An 18,882-nucleotide genomic window follows, 5' to 3' on the forward strand; every position below is an offset into this window, starting at 1 on the left:
GTTCGTATTACTTACTAGCTAAAGAACGGGATTTCTTTAAAACTTTTTCTAAAGGAACTACTAAACTTCTAATTATTTGCTCCCCTAATGAGTCTTCTAATAAAGCAACCAGTATATATTTACGATTAGGACCCCAAACTAAAATTGAATCTGAGTGATAATTTCTCCAGGAACCTGATTTTCTAAAAAGATCGGCTTTAGGAGCTATACGATCCAGTGTATTCACAAATTTATGATGCAATGCAGGATTTTTCATAATATCTAACATTTGCTCAGAGCGTTCGGTACTTATAAGATTACCCATAGCAAGTTGATAATAAAAACTACATACCTGACGTGTTGTAGCAGCATGACTTAGCCCCTTTAAAGGTTCAGGATGGCGACGCCCGCCGGCTGCATAGCGCTTACCAACCCAGAGTCCTCCTCCAACTTCTTCATCATAAAACTTATGCTTTGGCCCTCTTAGTACCGCTTCAATTTTTTCGTATCCCAGACGATCTATCATACGCGTAGAAGCCTGATTATTAGATTTACTTATCATTAAGCGCAAATCCTTTGTAATCTCAGGAGTTTCTTCTAACTCTCCTTTTTCGAGTGCATCCATAGCAGCTAGCAAAATTGCAATCTTTGGTAAACTAGCCGCGTACATCATATTATTATCATTGAGGCCAGCATAGCGAATATGATCAGCATCGCTCAAATCTACAATACCAATAGACATTTTTTTGCTGTCAACTAATCTTTTCCATTTTTTATTATTAAGGACTTCTGCCTCCAGTAAATATTGTAAGTTATCATCATACAAATCGTCAATTGGCTTAACCTCCTCTTCTATAATTATTGGAAGTGCAGTCTGACTATATCCGACCTTGAGGCTTAAAACCGTTACTAACATTAAAACAATACTCCATTTACATTCTCTCATATAGTTATTTTTATTTAACTTAAAAATTATTTCTGTCTTTACAAAATTAAAAGACATAAAAACACTTTATAATGTGCTAAAAGCATGCCAAGAACAGCTAAAACGTATGTTTTTTAGGACAAAAGGCATATTCTACAGTTATATAACAACCTAAAACAAAAAATCCCCCTGATAAACAGGAGGATTTTTAATATGTATAGAAAACTAAGAATTACTTCCCTTTTTCCATTTTAGCTTTAAGATCAGCTAAGGCATCAAGATCACCCAGGGTAGTCTTTTCTGCAGATCCTGTAGAAGCTGCTTTCTTAGCTGCTTGCTTCACAATCTTAGCTTCTTCTTCTCTAAACATTGCAGTATGAGAGGCAACTACTCTTTTGAATTCTTTATTGAACTCAATGATTTGGAATTGTGCTTCCTCACCTTTTTGTAGTTTACTACCATCTTCTTTCTCTAAATGACGAGAAGGAACAAAAGCAACGATATCTTCGTTAAATTCGATAGTAGCACCCTTGTCAACAATATCAGCAATAGTTGCAGTATGTTTTGTACCTACAGCAAAATCACCTTCATACTTATCCCAAGGATTATCTTCAGTTTGTTTATGACCTAAACTAAGTTTACGACCTTCAACATCCAATTCAAGTACTACAACATCAAGCTTATCTCCAACGTTTGTAAAGTCAGAAGGATGCTTGATTTTCTTAGTCCATGAAAGATCAGAGATATAAATTAAACCGTCGATACCTTCTTCTAATTCAACAAACACACCGAAGTTAGTGAAGTTACGTACAATACCTGTGTGTTTAGAACCTACTGGGTATTTGGTAGTAATATCAGTCCATGGATCTGGCGTTAATTGCTTAATACCAAGAGACATTTTTCTTTCTTCTCTATCAAGTGTAAGGATTACCGCTTCTACTTCGTCACCAACTTTAACAAAATCCTGTGCAGATCTTAAGTGTGTAGACCAAGACATTTCAGAAACGTGAATTAAACCTTCAACACCTTCTTCAACTTCGATAAATGCACCGTAATCAGCGATTACAACAACTTTACCTTTAACCTTGTCTCCAACCTTAACTTCTTTATCAAGCGCTTCCCACGGATGTGGTTTTAATTGCTTAAGACCTAATTGAATACGTGTTTTAGCCTCATCAAAGTCTAAAATTACAACATTCAATTTCTGATCAAGATCCACCATCTCATTCGGGTGATTAATTCTTGACCAAGAAAGGTCTGTAATGTGAATAAGTCCGTCAACTCCACCAAGATCAACAAATACACCATAAGAAGTAACATTCTTAACAGTACCTTCTAATACTTGACCTTTTTCTAATTGACCGATAATTTCTTTCTTCTGCTCTTCAATATCAGCTTCGATAAGTGCTTTATGCGATACTACAACGTTCTTAAATTCGTGATTAATTTTCACAACTTTAAATTCCATCGTTTTACCAACGTATGCATCGTAATCACGGATTGGCTTCACATCAATTTGAGATCCTGGTAAGAAAGCTTCAATACCAAAAACATCAACGATCATTCCTCCTTTAGTTCTGCATTTAACAAAACCATTTACGATCTCACCTGTATCGTGTGCATTATTAACGCGATCCCAAGCCTTGATTACTCTAGCTTTACGGTGAGATAGAATTAATTGACCTGTAGCATCTTCTCTAACATCAATTAAAACCTCAACCTTATCACCTTCTTTAAGGTCAGGATTGTAACGAAATTCGTTTAATGAGATTACACCTTCACTTTTTGCATTAATATCGATGATAGCATCACGATCTGTAAGGTTAATTACAGTTCCCATTACTACTTCATCATTTAATGTATCAACGAAGTTGTCTGCAACCAGCTTTTCAAACTCTTCCAGTTTTGAATCCTCGATAGGATCAATTCCTTCTTCGTAGTTGTGCCAGTTAAATTCTTGTAAAAATTGCTCAGGATTCTCTTGTTGTGGAGAAGTAGTCTTAGCTGCCTTAGGAGCTTCTACTTCCTGAACATCTGTGTTTTTTGTTTCTTCAGACATTGAAGATAAAATTTGTATTCTGTATCTATTTGAGAATCAAAACGAAAACGTTTACAGAAGCGTTAGTTGAAATAAATGAACCCTTTTCCATTCTCTCACTCGTTAAAAAGGAGTGCAAAATTACAATATAAAATATTATTTCACAAGCAATTGTGTACAATACCTTTGATTAGTATTTAATTATTTCAAATTCACTCCGTCGATTCGTTTGGTGCTCCTCTTCATTGCAAATTTTGTCCTTACAACTAATTAAAGGTTGCGACTCTCCAAATCCTTGAAACTTCATACGTCTGGCATTCACATAACCTACAAGTGCCAAATAATTTCTCGTTGATTCGGCTCGCTTCTCAGACAAGACTTGATTATATGTATCGGTCCCTCTACTATCGGTGTGTGAACTGATCTTTATATATACCGATTTATATTTTTCCAACTTTTTTGCAAACTCGTCCAATACTTTTTTTGAATCTGCTCGAATATTCCATTTATCATAATCAAAATAGATTGGGGGGAGTTCAAAAAATAATTTTCCATTCTTCTCTACCACTGGAGGGCCCTCTGTATCTCTTAACAACTGTTCCTTGAGTTGTGCAGATGTTATTTTAGGTGGATTGGTGTTTGTATCTGAATCTTCAAGCGCCAAAGCGTCTTCATTCTTTTTAGTTTTAGTTAAGGAATCAGTCACCAAATTTTTCTCAAGATACAGCACAATTAGCTGATCTTCTTTTTCTAATATTTTTATAGGTTTTGTCCGTTCATTATATCCAGTTGCTTTTGCTGTAAACTCAAAGTTTCCGGGAAGCGTAGTCAAACTAAAAGATGCGATCGAATCAAATGTGTTACTATATAATTGATTCATTTGTCCATCTTTAATACTAACCTCTGCATTTTCAATATATCTTTCGGTCGCAAAATCACGTACTTCGAATTGGGTTACATATTCGCGGGTAAAAATCTCTCCTATTTGATTGAACTCATAAATATCATCACCTCCTTTTTTACGGTTTGATGCAAAGAAGCCATCCGTATCATTATAATAACTTATCGAAAAATCATCATATCGAGAATTGATGGGTGCTCCTAAATTAACAGGAGCTTTGAATCCCTTATCAGTATATTCTGAAACAAAAAGATCCAACATGCCCAATCCTAAATGTCCGTTAGACGCAAAAAACAAATGATTATCATCCGATACAAATGGAAATTGCTCTCTATTGACAGTATTGATCATTGCTCCCAAATTAACAGGATCACCAAATATGCCTGCCGCATCAATTTCAACATAATACAGATCAAAATCACCATACCCTCCCGGCATATTAGATGAGAAAAATAATTTGGAGCCATCAGCATTTAATGTCGGGTGCTCTATGCTATACGAAACATCATTAAAAGCTAACTTCTGCGGAATCGACCACTCCCCTTCAATTTTCTCTGATTTATATAACTGAATCGCATTTTGCTGCAAACTATCAAACTTCTTTTTCCCTTTATCATAATTACTTCTAGAGAGATATAGCGTGTTACCGTCTTTACTAAAACAGAAGTTACCTTCATGCAGCTTTCCGTTAATCTTTCCTTCAATTTCTTCACTATCCCCTACTGGAACATTCTTATCAGTTACCAGAATTTTTCTAATATCCAGAAAAGGGCGATGGGTCCAACGATAGTGTTTATCAGTCAATCCATTTGGATATCTATCGGATGTATAATAAATTAAGCTATCCATCTTTACCGCTCCGAATTCTGAAGCATCCGAATTGAAAGCTCCTTCTTTAATTTGGTAGTCATCCTCTTTAAGTTTAAAAGCTTCTATGGTACTGATGGCATCTTGAACGCTAAAATTTGACGCATTGTTATTTTTATTATATGCTGCTAAGTACGTGACAGCTTTATCATAATCACCAATTACTGAAAGGACTTGGTACATCATAAAATTAAATTTGTTATCATAAGTTTTATCCCTTGCATAAAATTTTCCTTCGGTAAGAATTCTCAAATACCGATAAGCCTGTTTAAACTGAAATGTATTATAATAGGATTCTGATATATGTAAGAGAACAGGTTTTGAGTATCCATTTTCATTTAGAATTTCTTCATACTCAACTGCTGCATTGAGGAAATCACCTTTTTCAAAAAAACGATCGGCTCTGCTTTTTTTCTGTCCGCTTACTGTAAAAATTCCAAAAAGCAAGACTATAAAAACTACTATTTTTTTCATCGATAAACTTTTATTTTATTCCTGGCAGTCAGTTCTTGTATAATTTATAAAACAGCTCATTTTACCGGAAATCTTCTGATAATTTTTAGAAAAATCGTGGGGAAGCGTAATTATTTGTGAATTTTAATAAATCAAAATTATATAACAGAATTATCTCATGACTTCCATTGTTGTAACCACTCAATTCACTAATACTGAAATCATAGGCATATCCTACTTTTAAATTAGGCGTAATCTGAAAACCTGCCAAAGCGACTAGCGCATCTTGATATCTATACGAAACTCCGAGTTCAAAACGATCATAAATCAACGAGTTTAACGAGACATCAAAAGTTAGTGGAGAATCTACCACTTGTTTGATAACTACGGAAGGTTTTAGTTTGACATCGTCTACAAAATCAAAAACGTACCCGGCAATACCGTATAAATGAGTTTTGCTTTCTGAAACACTTACGTCTCCCAATTCTACATTATTAGGTAAAAGATTTGGTGACGAAATTCCCGCATAAAAATTTCTGGAAAATAAGAATAATCCTGCACCTATGGTTAGTTCTAATTGAGCACTGGTATCGGCAAAGGCAGGATCATCTGCCACATTGGAACCAGAGGGATCAATTTTGAAACTACTAAGTCCAGTCTTAAGTCCGTAGGACAACTTAAAATCATCAGAAATGCTCGTTATATATGCAAAATCGATATTGAATAAATGCGTTTCAACCGGGATAGCATCTCCAATTCTATCATTAACGTAATTTACACTAAGCTCTATATTTTCACGAATAGGAACATGAGCAAAGAGATTTCCTGTTTGTGGAGAACCCTCTACGCCTGTCCATTGCTTACGAAACAACAAACCTGTAGAAATCACTCCTGACAAATTAGTAACATACCCCGGATTCACAGTACTCATATTATACATGTATTGAGAATACTGGGGATCTTGCTGTGCAAAAACAATCGTGCAATATGCCCATGCTATACTTAAAAGTAAATATTTTTTCATGTACGTTTTATCTGCTTAAGTAAAAACTACCCTGTATTGGTAAATTATTATCAAAATTAGGATTGAAAATGTAGAAATAGGTTCCTGAAGGTAAATCGTCTCCTAAGCGGATAGATACATTACTCTCACCACGGAACTCTTCGGTATTACGATTCCCCTCGAAAACTAGACTTCCATACCGATTAAAAATTTGTAAATCAAAATCCGGAAAGGCTATTGGGATATTATATACTTCTTCAATAAAAAGAGCAAAGCTATCGTTTTGAATATCACCATTAGGAGAGACCCCATCTTGAAATTCAAGCGTACACAATTCTCCGTTAGAAAAACGTTCTCCAGTATTGAGTATATTTATAGAAACCGCTAAACGCTCGGATTCACAATTGTCTGTATCAACATTAGCAATATAATATATCTGATTATCGTACAATAACGGATTATCTACTATTGGGGTATCACTATCTTGCGTTTCATACCAATTATAATTGAGAACATCTACCTCAACATCATCCAATCGCTTCGCATCAAGAATACAAAATTCTTGCTTTGGCACTACAGGTATCGGTAAATCCACAATCTGAACAGAAACCATTAGCGTAGAATTATCACAAGGCGCTGTATTGGGTATGCTGTATTCAAAGTTATAGATCTGATTGGTAAGCGTTTCAAAATCCAAAACTCCCTCTGCACTTAGAGCCTTGGTATTATCCGTATCTGTAAAAACACCAATTCTTGGCGTATCTCGATCTAATAACGAGTAAAGATTCACACTTCCATCTAATTTACAAAAAGTATCACTACGATCATTTCCAATAGCTATAGGTTCAACTATACTTATCGTGACTGACGCCTGATCAATATCGGGACAACCATCGTTGCCAGGCACTGTATAGATATAAGTACCGGGTCCAAGAATCGGTAACATTACATCAGCTGTATCAAAAACTCCTAAATGATTTGTTGATTCGTAACCAAAAGGTCCATTCCAAATTCCTGTTGTGTCCGGAGTTCCGCCTAATTGATCAAATAAAGTTACCGTAAGATCATTTGTACATAACTGAACGGATCCATCTATACCCGCATTTGCTTCGGGGTAAATTGAAAATTCTAAAACTGCACTATCTATACATCCATTACCGTTATCTGTAGTATGTGTAAATGAGTAAAGAGATGTATTGTCAACAGTTTCCGGAAAAATAAATGAATCATTTATGACGTTTGTAGTTCCTGTTTCAGTCCAAATTCCTACATCTATATTTTTGCCATCTGTCTGTAAAAAACTCCTTAAACTTACACTGCCATTATTATCTGTCTCACAAAATTCCAGTTCAGTATCTTCTCCAGCATAATCAAAATCTAAAATATCAACTGTTACTATTGTAGAAATTGACTTACATGGATTTCCAACTATTCTAAGAGGTCTACACACATCATTCTCATACAAAAATTGATCACTATAATCTGCACAAAAAATATCAGGATATACAGTAAATTTATATCGATACCGACCAGGAACTGCATCTCTTAAATTTATTGTACCTATGTGTCTCTCTGAAATCTCCGTATCTATTAAAAATTGCCCTAATCCCAGATCATCTCCATTTGCTGGTCCATCTTCAAAACTCCAAAAAACCAGTTCATCCTCATCATTCGGATTGCGATATGAAAATCCTGGTTGAAAGTCTATTAAACTATACAAACTCAATTCTGACAATGGATTAGAAGCAGGACATACAATATCAATAGGATTTTCTTGCTGAAATTGTTTAAGTTCCTCAAAAATAGTAAAGGTTACTCTCGAAGTATCATCATTACATATAGCAGTTCTACTTTCTACTGTGTAGGAAAATGAAAACTTATGACAATCGAAACCAGGATAATATTCCGGAGAATTATAAAAATCATCTACATAATCTTTTAAATTAATCTGATTAGAAATCAAATTGTTATCTTGATCTTTCCACACTCCACTTAAGTCTTCGTCTTTAAGATATTCATCATTGCTGAGATCTATAATGCGATCCCAAGCATCAATATCTTCATAACAAATATTATATTCAGAAGCATACCCCGCAAAAGAAGGTCTTACTAAAGTTATCCTCACATCTACTCGATCGGTAATACAAGATCCTTCTTGAGAAACCACATACTCAAATGTATAATCTTGGCTATCGATAGGCGAGCCATCTTCTGGGCTATAAGGAATAGTTCCACCAAATTCGTGTCCATCTAAAAGATATTCTGACGAAGGTAGACTACCTGTATAAAACCATTCACCATTTAAATGAGGAGGCGCTTCTTGCTCTCTAGCCTCTAGTGCTTCAAAAAGATCAATGTCAATTTCTATACCAGGTGTACAGTCGTCGTTAATATCACAAACACTGAAAAATCCGACGGTCGCAGGTTTTCCAGCATAAGGTCCAAGAATAAAGTTTACAACCGCACGTGGATCAGTGCCACAACTAGGGGATATTAACTTGAATTGATATTTATCCGATGCATTTACTAACTTCCAAAGACGTAATTCACCTGAAGTAGGATCTAATGCAATTGTTGCGTTTTCTGATCCGGATGATTCCCAAACCTCTCCCGGTTCAGGAATTAGACCAGTTTCATCGTACAGATTAATAACACCATCAGGAGTTCCATCACTGTCATAATCGATGGTTTCCATGTCGCAAGTCTCAATGTCTGCAATAATATTACACTGAGCTTGAAGTTTTGAAAAGGATAATAAGAGAAAGCCGCTGATTAGCAGATAGTAAAGTTGTTTCACAGGTGGTTAGGTTTAAGCTGCTAAAGTATAAAAAAATCTTAAAAAAAAGGTAAGAACGTATTAAATGTTAAGGTTTTACCCTCTATTTATGTCTTTCACGAAGCGTTTTAGTTATGTCGGTCATAGTAAATCCTTTAGCCTGTAAGAGGATCAAATAGTGAAATAACAAATCTGCACTTTCATTTAAGAACAAATTATCATCATTATCTTTTGCTTCAATCACCACCTCAACAGCCTCTTCTCCGACTTTTTGTGCAATTTTATTGATACCCTTATTAAATAAGGATGCTACGTAAGAATCTTTATTTTCAGAATTCTCTTTTCGATCTTTAATGATGTCTTCTAATTTAGAAATAAAACCGAAGGTTTCCTCATTTTTCTCATCCCAACAAGTATCAGCGCCTGTATGACATGTGGGGCCAACCGGTTGTACCTGAATCAAAAGTGTATCTTGATCGCAATCATTTTTAATGGACACTACTTCCAAATAATTTCCACTTTCTTCTCCTTTTGTCCATAAGCGTTGTTTACTTCTGCTAAAAAAAGTAACCTTCTTCGATTTGTTGGTTTCCTGTAAAGCCTCTTCATTCATGTATCCCAACATCAGAACATTTTTAGTAATCGAATCTTGTATGATTGCAGGTATTAATCCATCACTACTTTTTGTGAAATCTATTTTCATTGTTATATTTTTTGTGTCTTTTTTGTTTTATTTACAGTTTTCGCTGCTTGTATTTATATCCTAACGGGAATATCTTCGGCATCAAGGGCTGATTTCAACTCTTGTATATCGATTTGTTTAAAATGAAATACGCTGGCCGCTAATGCAGCATCCGATTTTCCTATTTTAAACGTATCGGTAAAATCTTGTATACATCCGGCACCTCCAGATGCGATAATAGGTATGTTCAAACTTTCTGATAACTTAGCCAAAGCCTCGTTAGCGAATCCATCCTTGGTACCATCATTATCCATAGAAGTAAATAGTATTTCACCAGCACCTCTTTGCTCTACTTCTTTTGCCCAATCAAACAAATTAAGGGTAGTAGGCACCTTACCTCCCACCAAATGAACAATCCATTCGCCATTAATCTGCTTTGCGTCAATAGCAACGGTGATACACTGACTGCCAAATTTTCCTGCTAATTCATTAATTAAATCCGGATTCTTAACCGCTGAAGAGTTAATTGAAACTTTATCGGCTCCATTCTTCAATAAAATATCTACATCGGTTATTGATGAAATTCCGCCACCCACCGTAAACGGAATATTGACGTGCTCTGCAACTCTCAATACTAAATCAGCAAGCGTTTTACGTCGCTCTTCGGTTGCAGAAATATCAAGAAAAACTAACTCATCAGCGCCTGCCTCAGAATATAATTTTGCCAATTCTACAGGATCTCCTGCATCTCGCAAATCCACAAAATTGACTCCTTTAACCGTGCGACCATTTTTGATATCTAAACAAGGGATAATTCTTTTTGTTAACATAGCGATTTACTTTCCTAAAATATAATTTTCCAATTGTTTAAGGCTTATTCTATTTTCATAAATAGCTTTTCCTATGATCGTTCCTTCGCAGCCCAAAGCTTCTAATTGAGGAAGTTCATCAAAGGTAGAAATACCGCCAGAGGCTATTAATTTAATTCCTGTATTATTTTCTAAAATTTTTCGATAAAGATCAAAAGAAGGACCTTGTAACATTCCATCCTTACTAATATCTGTACAGATTACGTAGGATATACCCTTATCTTGATATGCTTTTATAAACGGCATCACTTCCTGATCACTTTCTTCTAACCAACCCGCGACAGCTATTTTTTCATTAGTAGCATCAGCACCTAGGATTATTTTTTCAGCTCCGAACCGTTCTATCCAGCTCGTAAATACCTCAGGGTCCTTGACAGCGATACTACCTCCTGTTATCTGTGCAGCTCCACTATTAAAGGCTATATTTAAATCTTGCTCAGTTTTAAGTCCGCCACCGAAATCGATTTTCAAACGTGTATTAGAAGCAATACTCTCAAGCACTTTATGATTTACAATATGTTTGGATTTTGCACCATCAAGGTCAACCAAATGTAAATATTCTATGCCATGTGCTTCGAACATTTTAGCTACCTCTAAAGGATGTTCATTATATATTTTTTGTGTCGCATAGTCTCCCTTAGACAGACGAACACATTTACCATCTATGATATCAATTGCCGGAATGATTCTCATTGTATATTTTTTAATTAAAGTTAACTTTAAAAAGTATGTTTTAGTTAAAGACTAAGGAAATTTCTCAAAATCTGTTCTCCGACCACACTACTTTTTTCGGGGTGAAATTGTACGCCATAAAAATTATCTTTTTGAACTGCCGTACTATATTCACCTCCATAATTGGTTTTAGCAATTGTTTGCGACGTTACAGGTGCATAATAACTATGCACTAAATACACATGCTCATTTTCAGCTACAGAGGAGAACAAGGAAGATTTTAAATCGGTTATCTGGTTCCATCCAATCTGCGGTACTTTAACTGATGTTGTAAACTTCACAATACTAATATCAAAAATACCCAGACCTGTGGTATCTCCTTCTTCAGTATGCGCACACATTAGTTGCATGCCCAGACATATACCAAGTACGGGTTGTTTCAATTGCGGAATAATTTTATCCAAACCGGACTCTTTGAGTTTACGCATGGCGCTGCGCGCTTCGCCTACACCGGGAAATATAACTTTGTCAGCAGTTTTTATCTCCTCGGGATCCTTGCTCAGCACCGCTTGGTATCCTAATCGCTGAATAGCAAATTTTATGGACTGAATATTTCCTGCACCATAATCGATTATAACAATCTTCATTTTTTTACTTTGATAATATGTTAGCTGATTTTTTGTAAACTGTTCAAAACCTAAATTGTACTTCTAAAGCATTCCTTTAGTACTAGGTAAAATCATCTTTTCGGGATCACGCTTTACGGCTACTTTTATTGCTTTCGCGAAAGCTTTAAAAATAGCTTCAATTTTATGGTGCTCATTATTTCCTTCGGCTTTTATATTTAAGTTCGCCTTGGCGCCGTCGGTAAAGGATTTAAAAAAGTGATAAAACATTTCGGTAGGCATCTTACCAATCATTTCTCTAGTAAACTCTGCTTCCCATACCAGCCAATTACGACCTCCAAAATCAATAGCAGCTTGCGCCAGACAATCATCCATAGGTAAACAAAAACCATAGCGTTCAATCCCCAATTTATTACCCAATGCCTTTGCAAAAACTTCGCCTAGTGCGATTGCCGTATCCTCTATAGTGTGGTGCTCATCAACCTCTAAGTCTCCTTTTACATTGATCTTTAAATCCATTTGTCCATGTCGGGCTATCTGATCCAGCATATGATCAAAAAAGGCTAATCCGGTACTAATTTCACTTTTTCCGGTTCCGTCTAAATTTAACTTAATTTCAATGTCTGTTTCATTGGTTTTACGAATAATCTCTGCAGAACGTTCCTTAAGTTTTAAAAATTCATAAATTTTCTGCCAATCGTTCGTTTCTATTGCTATAACCGAATCCAGCTCTTTTTGAGAAACATTAATCTCAGCTGTACCCAAGTTTGTATTATCGTTAATAAATATTCCTTTGGCCCCTAAGTTTTTTGCCAATTCGATATCCGTCAATCGATCTCCGATCACATAGGAGTTTTCTAAATCATATGCTTCGGTAAAATATTCGGTCAATAAAGCTGTACCCGGTTTTCGGGTAGGTGCATTTTCATGCGGAAAAGTACGATCCAAAAATATTTTATCGAATACAACACCTTCGTTTTCAAAGGCTTTCAAAATAAAATTATGAACCGGCCAAAAAGTGTCTTCGGGAAAGGAATCAGTGCCTAATCCATCTTGGTTGGTTATCATAACCAATTCGTAATCCAATTCTTGCGCTATTTTACCTAAATAAGTGAAAGCTTTAGGATAAAATATCATTTTCTCAAAGGCATCGATTTGTTCATCAACCGTTTCCTTTATTATCGTTCCGTCACGATCTATAAATAATACTTTCTTTTTCATTATACTTGTTGAGTTCTTTGTTGGTATTTTATTTTACAGGTGTTAGCGCAAGATTTTCCAACGCTTTTATTAATACGCTATTTTCATCTGGTGTCCCAACAGAAAACCGCAGCGTATTGTTACACAGAGGTTGCGAGGAACGGTTACGTACTACGATTCCTCTATTTAATAATTGATCATACCGTAAATTTGCATCATCGACTTTTGCTAAAATAAAATTAGCTTCACTGGGATAGACTTCTTTCACAAAATCGATAGCCGCCAATGAGGTTTCCAGTTTTGTTCTTTCCTGCAAAATATTTTCAATTTCCTTTGACACTTCGTCTCTGGCAGACAATCTGGATATCGCGCGTTGTTGTGTCAGTTCATTTACATTATACGGAGGTTTTATTTTATTAAGTACAGTTGTGATCTCTGGAGATGCATAACATATCCCCAATCGAATACCCGCCATTCCGTAAGCTTTTGATAAGGTTTGCGTAACTACTAAGTTCGGAAAATCCTCTAATCTTTGCATCCAACTAGCTCCTGATGCAAAGTCAATATAAGCTTCATCAATAACGACAATTCCATTAAATTCCTTCAGAATTTTTAGCATTCGTTCCTCAGAAAAAGTATTGCCGGTTGGATTGTTGGGAGAGCACAAAAATATAATCTTGGTGTGTTTATCAACGATTTTTAATATTTCAGTAACATCCGGTTCAAAACTCTGATCGAGAAGTACTTCGCGATTTTCGATCGCATTGATATCAGCTAATACCTTATACATTCCATACGTAGGAGGTAACGTAATGATATTATCCTGAGTAGGCTCACAGAAGGCACGAAATAATAAATCTAATACTTCATCACTACCATTTCCTAAAAGAATACTGGCAGCCGGTACATTTTTTTGACTCGATAAGATCGATTTTACTCCCCGTTGTTGCGGATCAGGATACCGATTTACACCGTTTTCATAAGGATTCTCATTAGCGTCAAGAAAAACCATCGTCGAACCATCACTTACATATTCATCTCTGGCCGAAGCGTATGCCTTTAACCCTTTTATATTCTCCCGTAGAATCTTATCTAGTTTAAAATTCGCCATATCAATTATTTTTTAAACTTTTGAGTCGTAAGGTAACAGCATTTTTATGAGCTTCTAACCCCTCTGCCGCTGCCATCAATTCAATTGCATTTCCTATAGCCTGAATACCGGATTTTGATATTTTTTGAAAGGTCATTGCTTTGTAAAAACTATCCAAGTGTACTCCGCTATATTGCTTTGCATAGCCATTAGTTGGTAAGGTATGATTCGTCCCCGAGGCATAATCTCCTGCACTCTCCGGCGTATAATTACCAATAAAAACCGAACCCGCGTTTTCTATATTTGATACATAAAAATCTTCGTCTTCGACACACACAATAAAGTGTTCAGGTCCATATTCATTAATCAATGCTAATGCCTCTACATCAGTATCAACATAAATCAACTTTGAATTTTTTATGGCTTCTTTAGCTATATCCCGTCTTGGCAACACCGCTAGTTGTAATTCAATTTCTTTTGCTACATCCGTTACTAATTTTTTGGATGTGGTCACCAGAATAACCTGACTATCCTTACCGTGCTCTGCCTGACTTAACAAATCTGAAGCAACAAAAGCAGCATCAGCACTATCATCTGCAACGACCAAAAGTTCACTGGGACCTGCAGGCATATCGATAGCAACATTGTATTGCGTTGCTACTTGCTTAGCCACCGTTACAAATTGATTACCGGGACCAAATATTTTATAGACTTGCGGTATACTTTCTGTGCCAAAAGTCATACCTGCTATTGCTTGAATTCCGCCGACTTTAAAAATCTTGGTTACTCCACATAAGTTGGCTGTATACACTATTGCCGGGTGTATCTTTCCTTCAGTATTTGGAGGAGAGCACAGTACTATTTCCTTGCAGCCTGCAATGTTAGCAGGGATAGCCAACATTAATATCGTTGAAAAAAGTGGTGCTGTACCTCCCGGAATATACAACCCTACTTTTTGAATTGGTTTTTTCTCTTGCCAACACACTACTCCTGTAGTGGTTTCTACCTGTACCGGATCGGTCTTTTGAGCAGCGTGAAATTTTTCGATATTAGCCTTGGCTAACTGTATCGCTTCTTTTAGTTCCTTACTGACCAGGTTTTGAGCCTCACTAATCTCATTATCTGTAAGCTGTAATTTGTCAAGCTCAACCCTGTCAAATTGCTTGGTATACTTGTTTATCGCAACATCGCCCTCACTTTTTATCGCTTTGAAAACATTCTTAACAGTATCTTCAATCGCTTCAAAAGTTTGCGTAGGCCGCTCTAAAATTTCTGACCACGTGTCTTTGGATGGATTATAAATTGTCTTCATGTTTTTGTTTTTATAAAACCATTTTTTCTATTGGACACACCAGTATTCCTTCTGCACCTTCATTTTTTAATTCGTCGAGAATGTCCCAAAACTTGTGTTTATCCACAACCGTATGAATAGAGCTCCAACCTGCTTCGGCTAGTGGTAATACTGTTGGACTGCGCATACCAGGCAATATGGCTACAATCTTTTCAATTTTTTCATTCGGTGCATTTAGCAAAACATATTTTGAGGCTCTTGCTTTAAGCACTGCTTGTATTCTAAACTGAAGTTTCTTTAAAAGTTCTTTATTAGCATCCGAGATAGTTGGTGAAACTGCAAGAACAGCTTCAGAAGTCAACATCACTTCTACCTCTTTAAGGTTATTTTTAAATAGCGTGCTACCACTGGAAACAATATCACAAATAGCATCTGCCAAACCAATATTTGGAGCGATCTCAACAGATCCTGATATTTGGTGTAAATCGGCAGTTATTCCCTTTTCCTTCAAATATGCGTTAACCGTATTGGGGTAAGAAGTTGCAATTCTTTTACCTTGAAGGTCATTGATAGTCTTGTAATCAAAATCTTTGGGAACCGCCAGAGATACTTTACATTTTGAGAAGTTAAGACGCTCGGCTACGGTAATATCCTGTCCTTTCTCAATAAGAACATTTTCACCGATAATCGCGATATCAACTACTCCATCTCTTAAGTACTGCGGTATATCTCCATTACGCAGAAACATTACCTCCATGGGAAAATTACGTGTATCTGCTTTTAATTGATCCTTTCCGTTATCTATGGAAATACCACAATCCTTGAGAATTTGGACAGAATCTTCATTGAGGCGTCCACTTTTTTGAATAGCAATCTTAATTTTTGACATTTTTCTTTGTTTAGTTGAGCAAATACAAAACGAATTAAAAAAATAAAACCCGTTTGATTAGCTCAAACGGGTTATAAAATATGATTGTTACATACACAAAATCATAGCTAACACGCAGGAGCGAGATAGTTAAGATGATGATGATGTACGTTGTTCTTTATCATTGTTATTGTAATACTCTGCGAAAGTAAAAAAAATTAGAAATATAAACAGAATATTCTTCTTATTTTTTTTACGAAAACATCAAACACTACTCATAACCTTATGATATCTAAATTTTTACAATTGATAAATTGAAAAAAAATCCCTACATTTAAGTGCCATTTATCTACTATATTATGAAAACTATACTCGCTTGCCTAGTTTTTCTGCTATATTCTGTTGTTGCTTTGTGGGCATATTACAATTGCAATTGGTGTAACACTACTAAACAGGAAACCTCCGAAACTGTATACTTTGACAAAGCCACTGACAGTTTCATTCCCCCAACTGATAAATTTTCTAACAAATTAATAGTTCTCAACCATGCATCTGACACTGTTTTAACCTATCCCGCAGGCATCAAAATCATTCCTCATACGGATAGTATTGTGCTACCACTTGCGTTCGACACTGTGGTGAAAGATTTAAAGGCATATCTTAAAAAAAATCCAGCCACCGCGATTGAAATAGCATCTAAAAGTGCTGCTTCGGAATCTACCAAGGATTCAATTTTGAAAAATAAACGCGGAATGCGCTTGAGAAAGTACTTCGTAGAAAATCAAATCAACGATAAGCGTATCTTTTTCACTACTAATCCTCTTAATCAAAACCAGTTGTTGGATATTAGGTTAGTAAAAATGGACACTGCTCGTTTAAAAGTTTACGAAAACAGTATCCGTACAAAAATACTCTATTCAAAATTTAGAGCTCATAATTTTAAACCAGACACTGCACTTATAGCGTACACCAAAGAGCTTTTAATATATCTCAAGAAATATTCAACTAAGAGTATAACAGTTATAGGCCATACCGATGCAACAGGAAACAACGAAGACAATGTCTGGTTTGGTAAACAGCGTGCAAAAAATGTAAGGAATTATTTGATCTCCCAAGGCGTACCCGAAGAAAAATTATAATTCAAAGTAAAGGAGAAACAAACCCCATCGTCCCGAATGATACCGAAGCTAATAGAGCTAAAAATAGAAGAATAGAAATCATTATCAACTAAACTTTACTACTATGCTTGATTTTTTAAATGAGTCCAATTGGTGGTGTCTTTTTGCACTCTTATTATTTGCTTTTGTTTTGGGCTGGTTCCTTTCAAAATGGGTTAATAACAGCAAATATAAAAGAACCGAACGCCAAAAGGAGGCACTGCGCGTGCAGACACCTATCGCAAATACCACCTTCACTTCTAACGATCCGGCAATCACAGAGACTCCTGCCTCTAACATTAAAGCTGTAAAAACCCGAGATAGAAATGGTGTGCCGGCAGAGGCAAAAAAACCAACCTTAAACTTTGACAATTTTGGCAAGGCAGATCCTTCACAAAAAGACAACCTGAAACTCATAAGCGGAGTGGGTCCGTTTATAGAAGGAAAACTCAATAGTATCGGAATTTACACCTTCGATCAGATTAGTAAATTTAGCAAAGAGGATATTGACGCAGTCACTCAATTGATTCAATTTTTTCCGGGACGGATTGAAAGGGACAATTGGAAACAACAAGCTATTGATTTAAAAAACTAGTATAAAACAAACCCTGCTAACGTGACGCTAGCAGGGTGTTTTTATTAATAAGATAAATTTCTTGAATTTTTATTGATTCCCTAGAATTAATGGCATACCATCTTTACCCGAACCAATAACCACTACTTTACTATTACTTGATTTGGCTAGTTCTACGGTAGCCTGAATTCCTTTTTCTTGTAGAATTTTATCAGTTAAAGAAGCACTTAGTATTCTATTGGCTTCTGCTTTACCTTCGGCATCAATTTTTTGACGCTCTGCTTCTTTTGCAGCTTTTGTTAATCTAAATTCATATTCAAGAGATTCTTGCTCTTGCTTTAATTTACGCTCAATCGCATCTTTGATAGTTGGCGGTAATGTAACATCACGTACTAAAATTTCATTAAGCTGAATGTATTGATCATCAACAATTTTTTTAGTCTCTTCAAAAATTTCTTTTTGAATTGCATCACGCTTACTTGAGTATAATTGCTCCGGAGTATATCTACCTACGACACTCCTTGCTGCGGATCTAATAGTAGGTAATAAAACTCTTGCCACATAATTTTCACCTTTTTGCTGGTGCAACAAACCAAGCTTCTCGTATTTAGGCTGAAACCATGCCGAAGCATCCAATTTAATCTCCAGACCGTTTGAAGATAGTACCTGCATCTTTTCAAACACTTCTTGCTGTCTAACTTCATAGGTAATTACTTTATTCCATGGAGCTACAATATGAAAACCTTCTCCCAGTGGAGGTTGATCAGTTACAACTCCCCCACCAAAGGTTTTATATAAAACCCCAGCTTCTCCAGAACCTATAGTCTCGGTAGATTTGGAGATAAAAATGATGAGTACAACTATTAATATTAGAATAGGAATGCCTATTTTGGGTAATTTTTCCATAACAC

At 35.9% G+C, this 18,882-nt stretch carries 15 protein-coding genes and 1 pseudogene; 2 read left to right on the plus strand and 14 right to left on the minus strand.

Annotated features, from left to right (window positions below; translation table 11 throughout):
- Nucleotides 1-7: 7 nt before the first annotated feature.
- The 13 genes and pseudogenes from ACJRPK_RS07335 to hisG form a co-directional block, all read right to left on the minus strand.
- Nucleotides 8-925, minus strand: a complete 918-nt coding sequence (locus ACJRPK_RS07335; RefSeq protein WP_407139279.1) for a serine hydrolase — start codon at nucleotides 923-925, stop codon at nucleotides 8-10.
- Nucleotides 926-1,136: 211 nt separating this feature from the next.
- Entirely contained in the window at nucleotides 1,137-2,963 is a 1,827-nt protein-coding gene (gene rpsA, locus ACJRPK_RS07340; protein ID WP_407139280.1) for a 30S ribosomal protein S1, read from the minus strand.
- A gap of 169 nt (nucleotides 2,964-3,132) precedes the next feature.
- Nucleotides 3,133-5,184 carry an OmpA family protein gene (locus tag ACJRPK_RS07345; RefSeq protein ID WP_407139281.1) on the minus strand — a complete coding sequence of 684 codons (2,052 nt, stop codon included), beginning with the start codon at nucleotides 5,182-5,184 and terminating at the stop codon, nucleotides 3,133-3,135.
- Between the two features lie 85 nt (nucleotides 5,185-5,269).
- Nucleotides 5,270-6,187, minus strand: coding sequence for a type IX secretion system membrane protein PorP/SprF (locus ACJRPK_RS07350; RefSeq protein ID WP_407139282.1), 918 nt, complete (start codon nucleotides 6,185-6,187; stop codon nucleotides 5,270-5,272).
- A gap of 7 nt (nucleotides 6,188-6,194) precedes the next feature.
- Nucleotides 6,195-8,963 carry a gliding motility-associated C-terminal domain-containing protein gene (locus ACJRPK_RS07355; protein ID WP_407139283.1) on the minus strand — a complete coding sequence of 923 codons (2,769 nt, stop codon included), beginning with the start codon at nucleotides 8,961-8,963 and terminating at the stop codon, nucleotides 6,195-6,197.
- An 82-nt stretch (nucleotides 8,964-9,045) separates the two neighbouring features.
- A pseudogene (gene hisIE / locus ACJRPK_RS07360) lies at nucleotides 9,046-9,657 on the minus strand (bifunctional phosphoribosyl-AMP cyclohydrolase/phosphoribosyl-ATP diphosphatase HisIE); the annotation flags it as partial.
- A gap of 41 nt (nucleotides 9,658-9,698) precedes the next feature.
- Nucleotides 9,699-10,454 (minus strand): imidazole glycerol phosphate synthase subunit HisF, encoded by a 756-nt coding sequence (hisF, locus tag ACJRPK_RS07365; RefSeq protein ID WP_407139284.1) that lies wholly within the window; start codon nucleotides 10,452-10,454, stop codon nucleotides 9,699-9,701.
- Between the two features lie 6 nt (nucleotides 10,455-10,460).
- A complete protein-coding gene (gene hisA, locus ACJRPK_RS07370) occupies nucleotides 10,461-11,186 on the minus strand; it encodes a 1-(5-phosphoribosyl)-5-[(5-phosphoribosylamino)methylideneamino]imidazole-4-carboxamide isomerase (RefSeq protein WP_407139285.1) in 726 nt (241 codons plus the stop codon).
- A gap of 44 nt (nucleotides 11,187-11,230) precedes the next feature.
- Nucleotides 11,231-11,812 carry an imidazole glycerol phosphate synthase subunit HisH gene (hisH, locus tag ACJRPK_RS07375; protein WP_407139287.1) on the minus strand — a complete coding sequence of 194 codons (582 nt, stop codon included), beginning with the start codon at nucleotides 11,810-11,812 and terminating at the stop codon, nucleotides 11,231-11,233.
- A 63-nt stretch (nucleotides 11,813-11,875) separates the two neighbouring features.
- Entirely contained in the window at nucleotides 11,876-13,012 is a 1,137-nt protein-coding gene (gene hisB, locus ACJRPK_RS07380) for a bifunctional histidinol-phosphatase/imidazoleglycerol-phosphate dehydratase HisB (RefSeq protein WP_407139288.1), read from the minus strand.
- 28 nt (nucleotides 13,013-13,040) lie between these two features.
- Entirely contained in the window at nucleotides 13,041-14,102 is a 1,062-nt protein-coding gene (gene hisC, locus ACJRPK_RS07385; RefSeq protein ID WP_407139290.1) for a histidinol-phosphate transaminase, read from the minus strand.
- A 1-nt stretch (nucleotide 14,103) separates the two neighbouring features.
- The gene (gene hisD / locus ACJRPK_RS07390; protein WP_407139291.1) at nucleotides 14,104-15,393 is read right to left on the minus strand and encodes a histidinol dehydrogenase; all 1,290 of its coding nucleotides are present in this window, start codon (nucleotides 15,391-15,393) and stop codon (nucleotides 14,104-14,106) included.
- Nucleotides 15,394-15,403: 10 nt separating this feature from the next.
- Nucleotides 15,404-16,261: an ATP phosphoribosyltransferase gene (hisG, locus tag ACJRPK_RS07395; protein WP_407139292.1), complete on the minus strand. Its 858-nt coding sequence runs from the start codon at nucleotides 16,259-16,261 to the stop codon at nucleotides 15,404-15,406.
- A gap of 338 nt (nucleotides 16,262-16,599) precedes the next feature.
- Here hisG and ACJRPK_RS07400 point away from each other — a divergent pair, with 338 nt between their 5' ends.
- Nucleotides 16,600-17,379, plus strand: coding sequence for an OmpA family protein (locus ACJRPK_RS07400; RefSeq protein ID WP_407139293.1), 780 nt, complete (start codon nucleotides 16,600-16,602; stop codon nucleotides 17,377-17,379).
- Between the two features lie 103 nt (nucleotides 17,380-17,482).
- Nucleotides 17,483-17,992: a hypothetical protein gene (locus ACJRPK_RS07405; protein WP_407139294.1), complete on the plus strand. Its 510-nt coding sequence runs from the start codon at nucleotides 17,483-17,485 to the stop codon at nucleotides 17,990-17,992.
- 69 nt (nucleotides 17,993-18,061) lie between these two features.
- Here ACJRPK_RS07405 and ACJRPK_RS07410 read toward each other — a convergent pair whose 3' ends face one another.
- Nucleotides 18,062-18,877 carry an SPFH domain-containing protein gene (locus ACJRPK_RS07410; RefSeq protein ID WP_407139295.1) on the minus strand — a complete coding sequence of 272 codons (816 nt, stop codon included), beginning with the start codon at nucleotides 18,875-18,877 and terminating at the stop codon, nucleotides 18,062-18,064.
- Between the last annotated feature and the right edge of the window lie 5 nt (nucleotides 18,878-18,882).

Source organism: Aquimarina sp. 2-A2 (genome assembly GCF_045505135.1).
Taxonomy (GTDB): Bacteria; Bacteroidota; Bacteroidia; order Flavobacteriales; family Flavobacteriaceae; genus Aquimarina; species Aquimarina intermedia.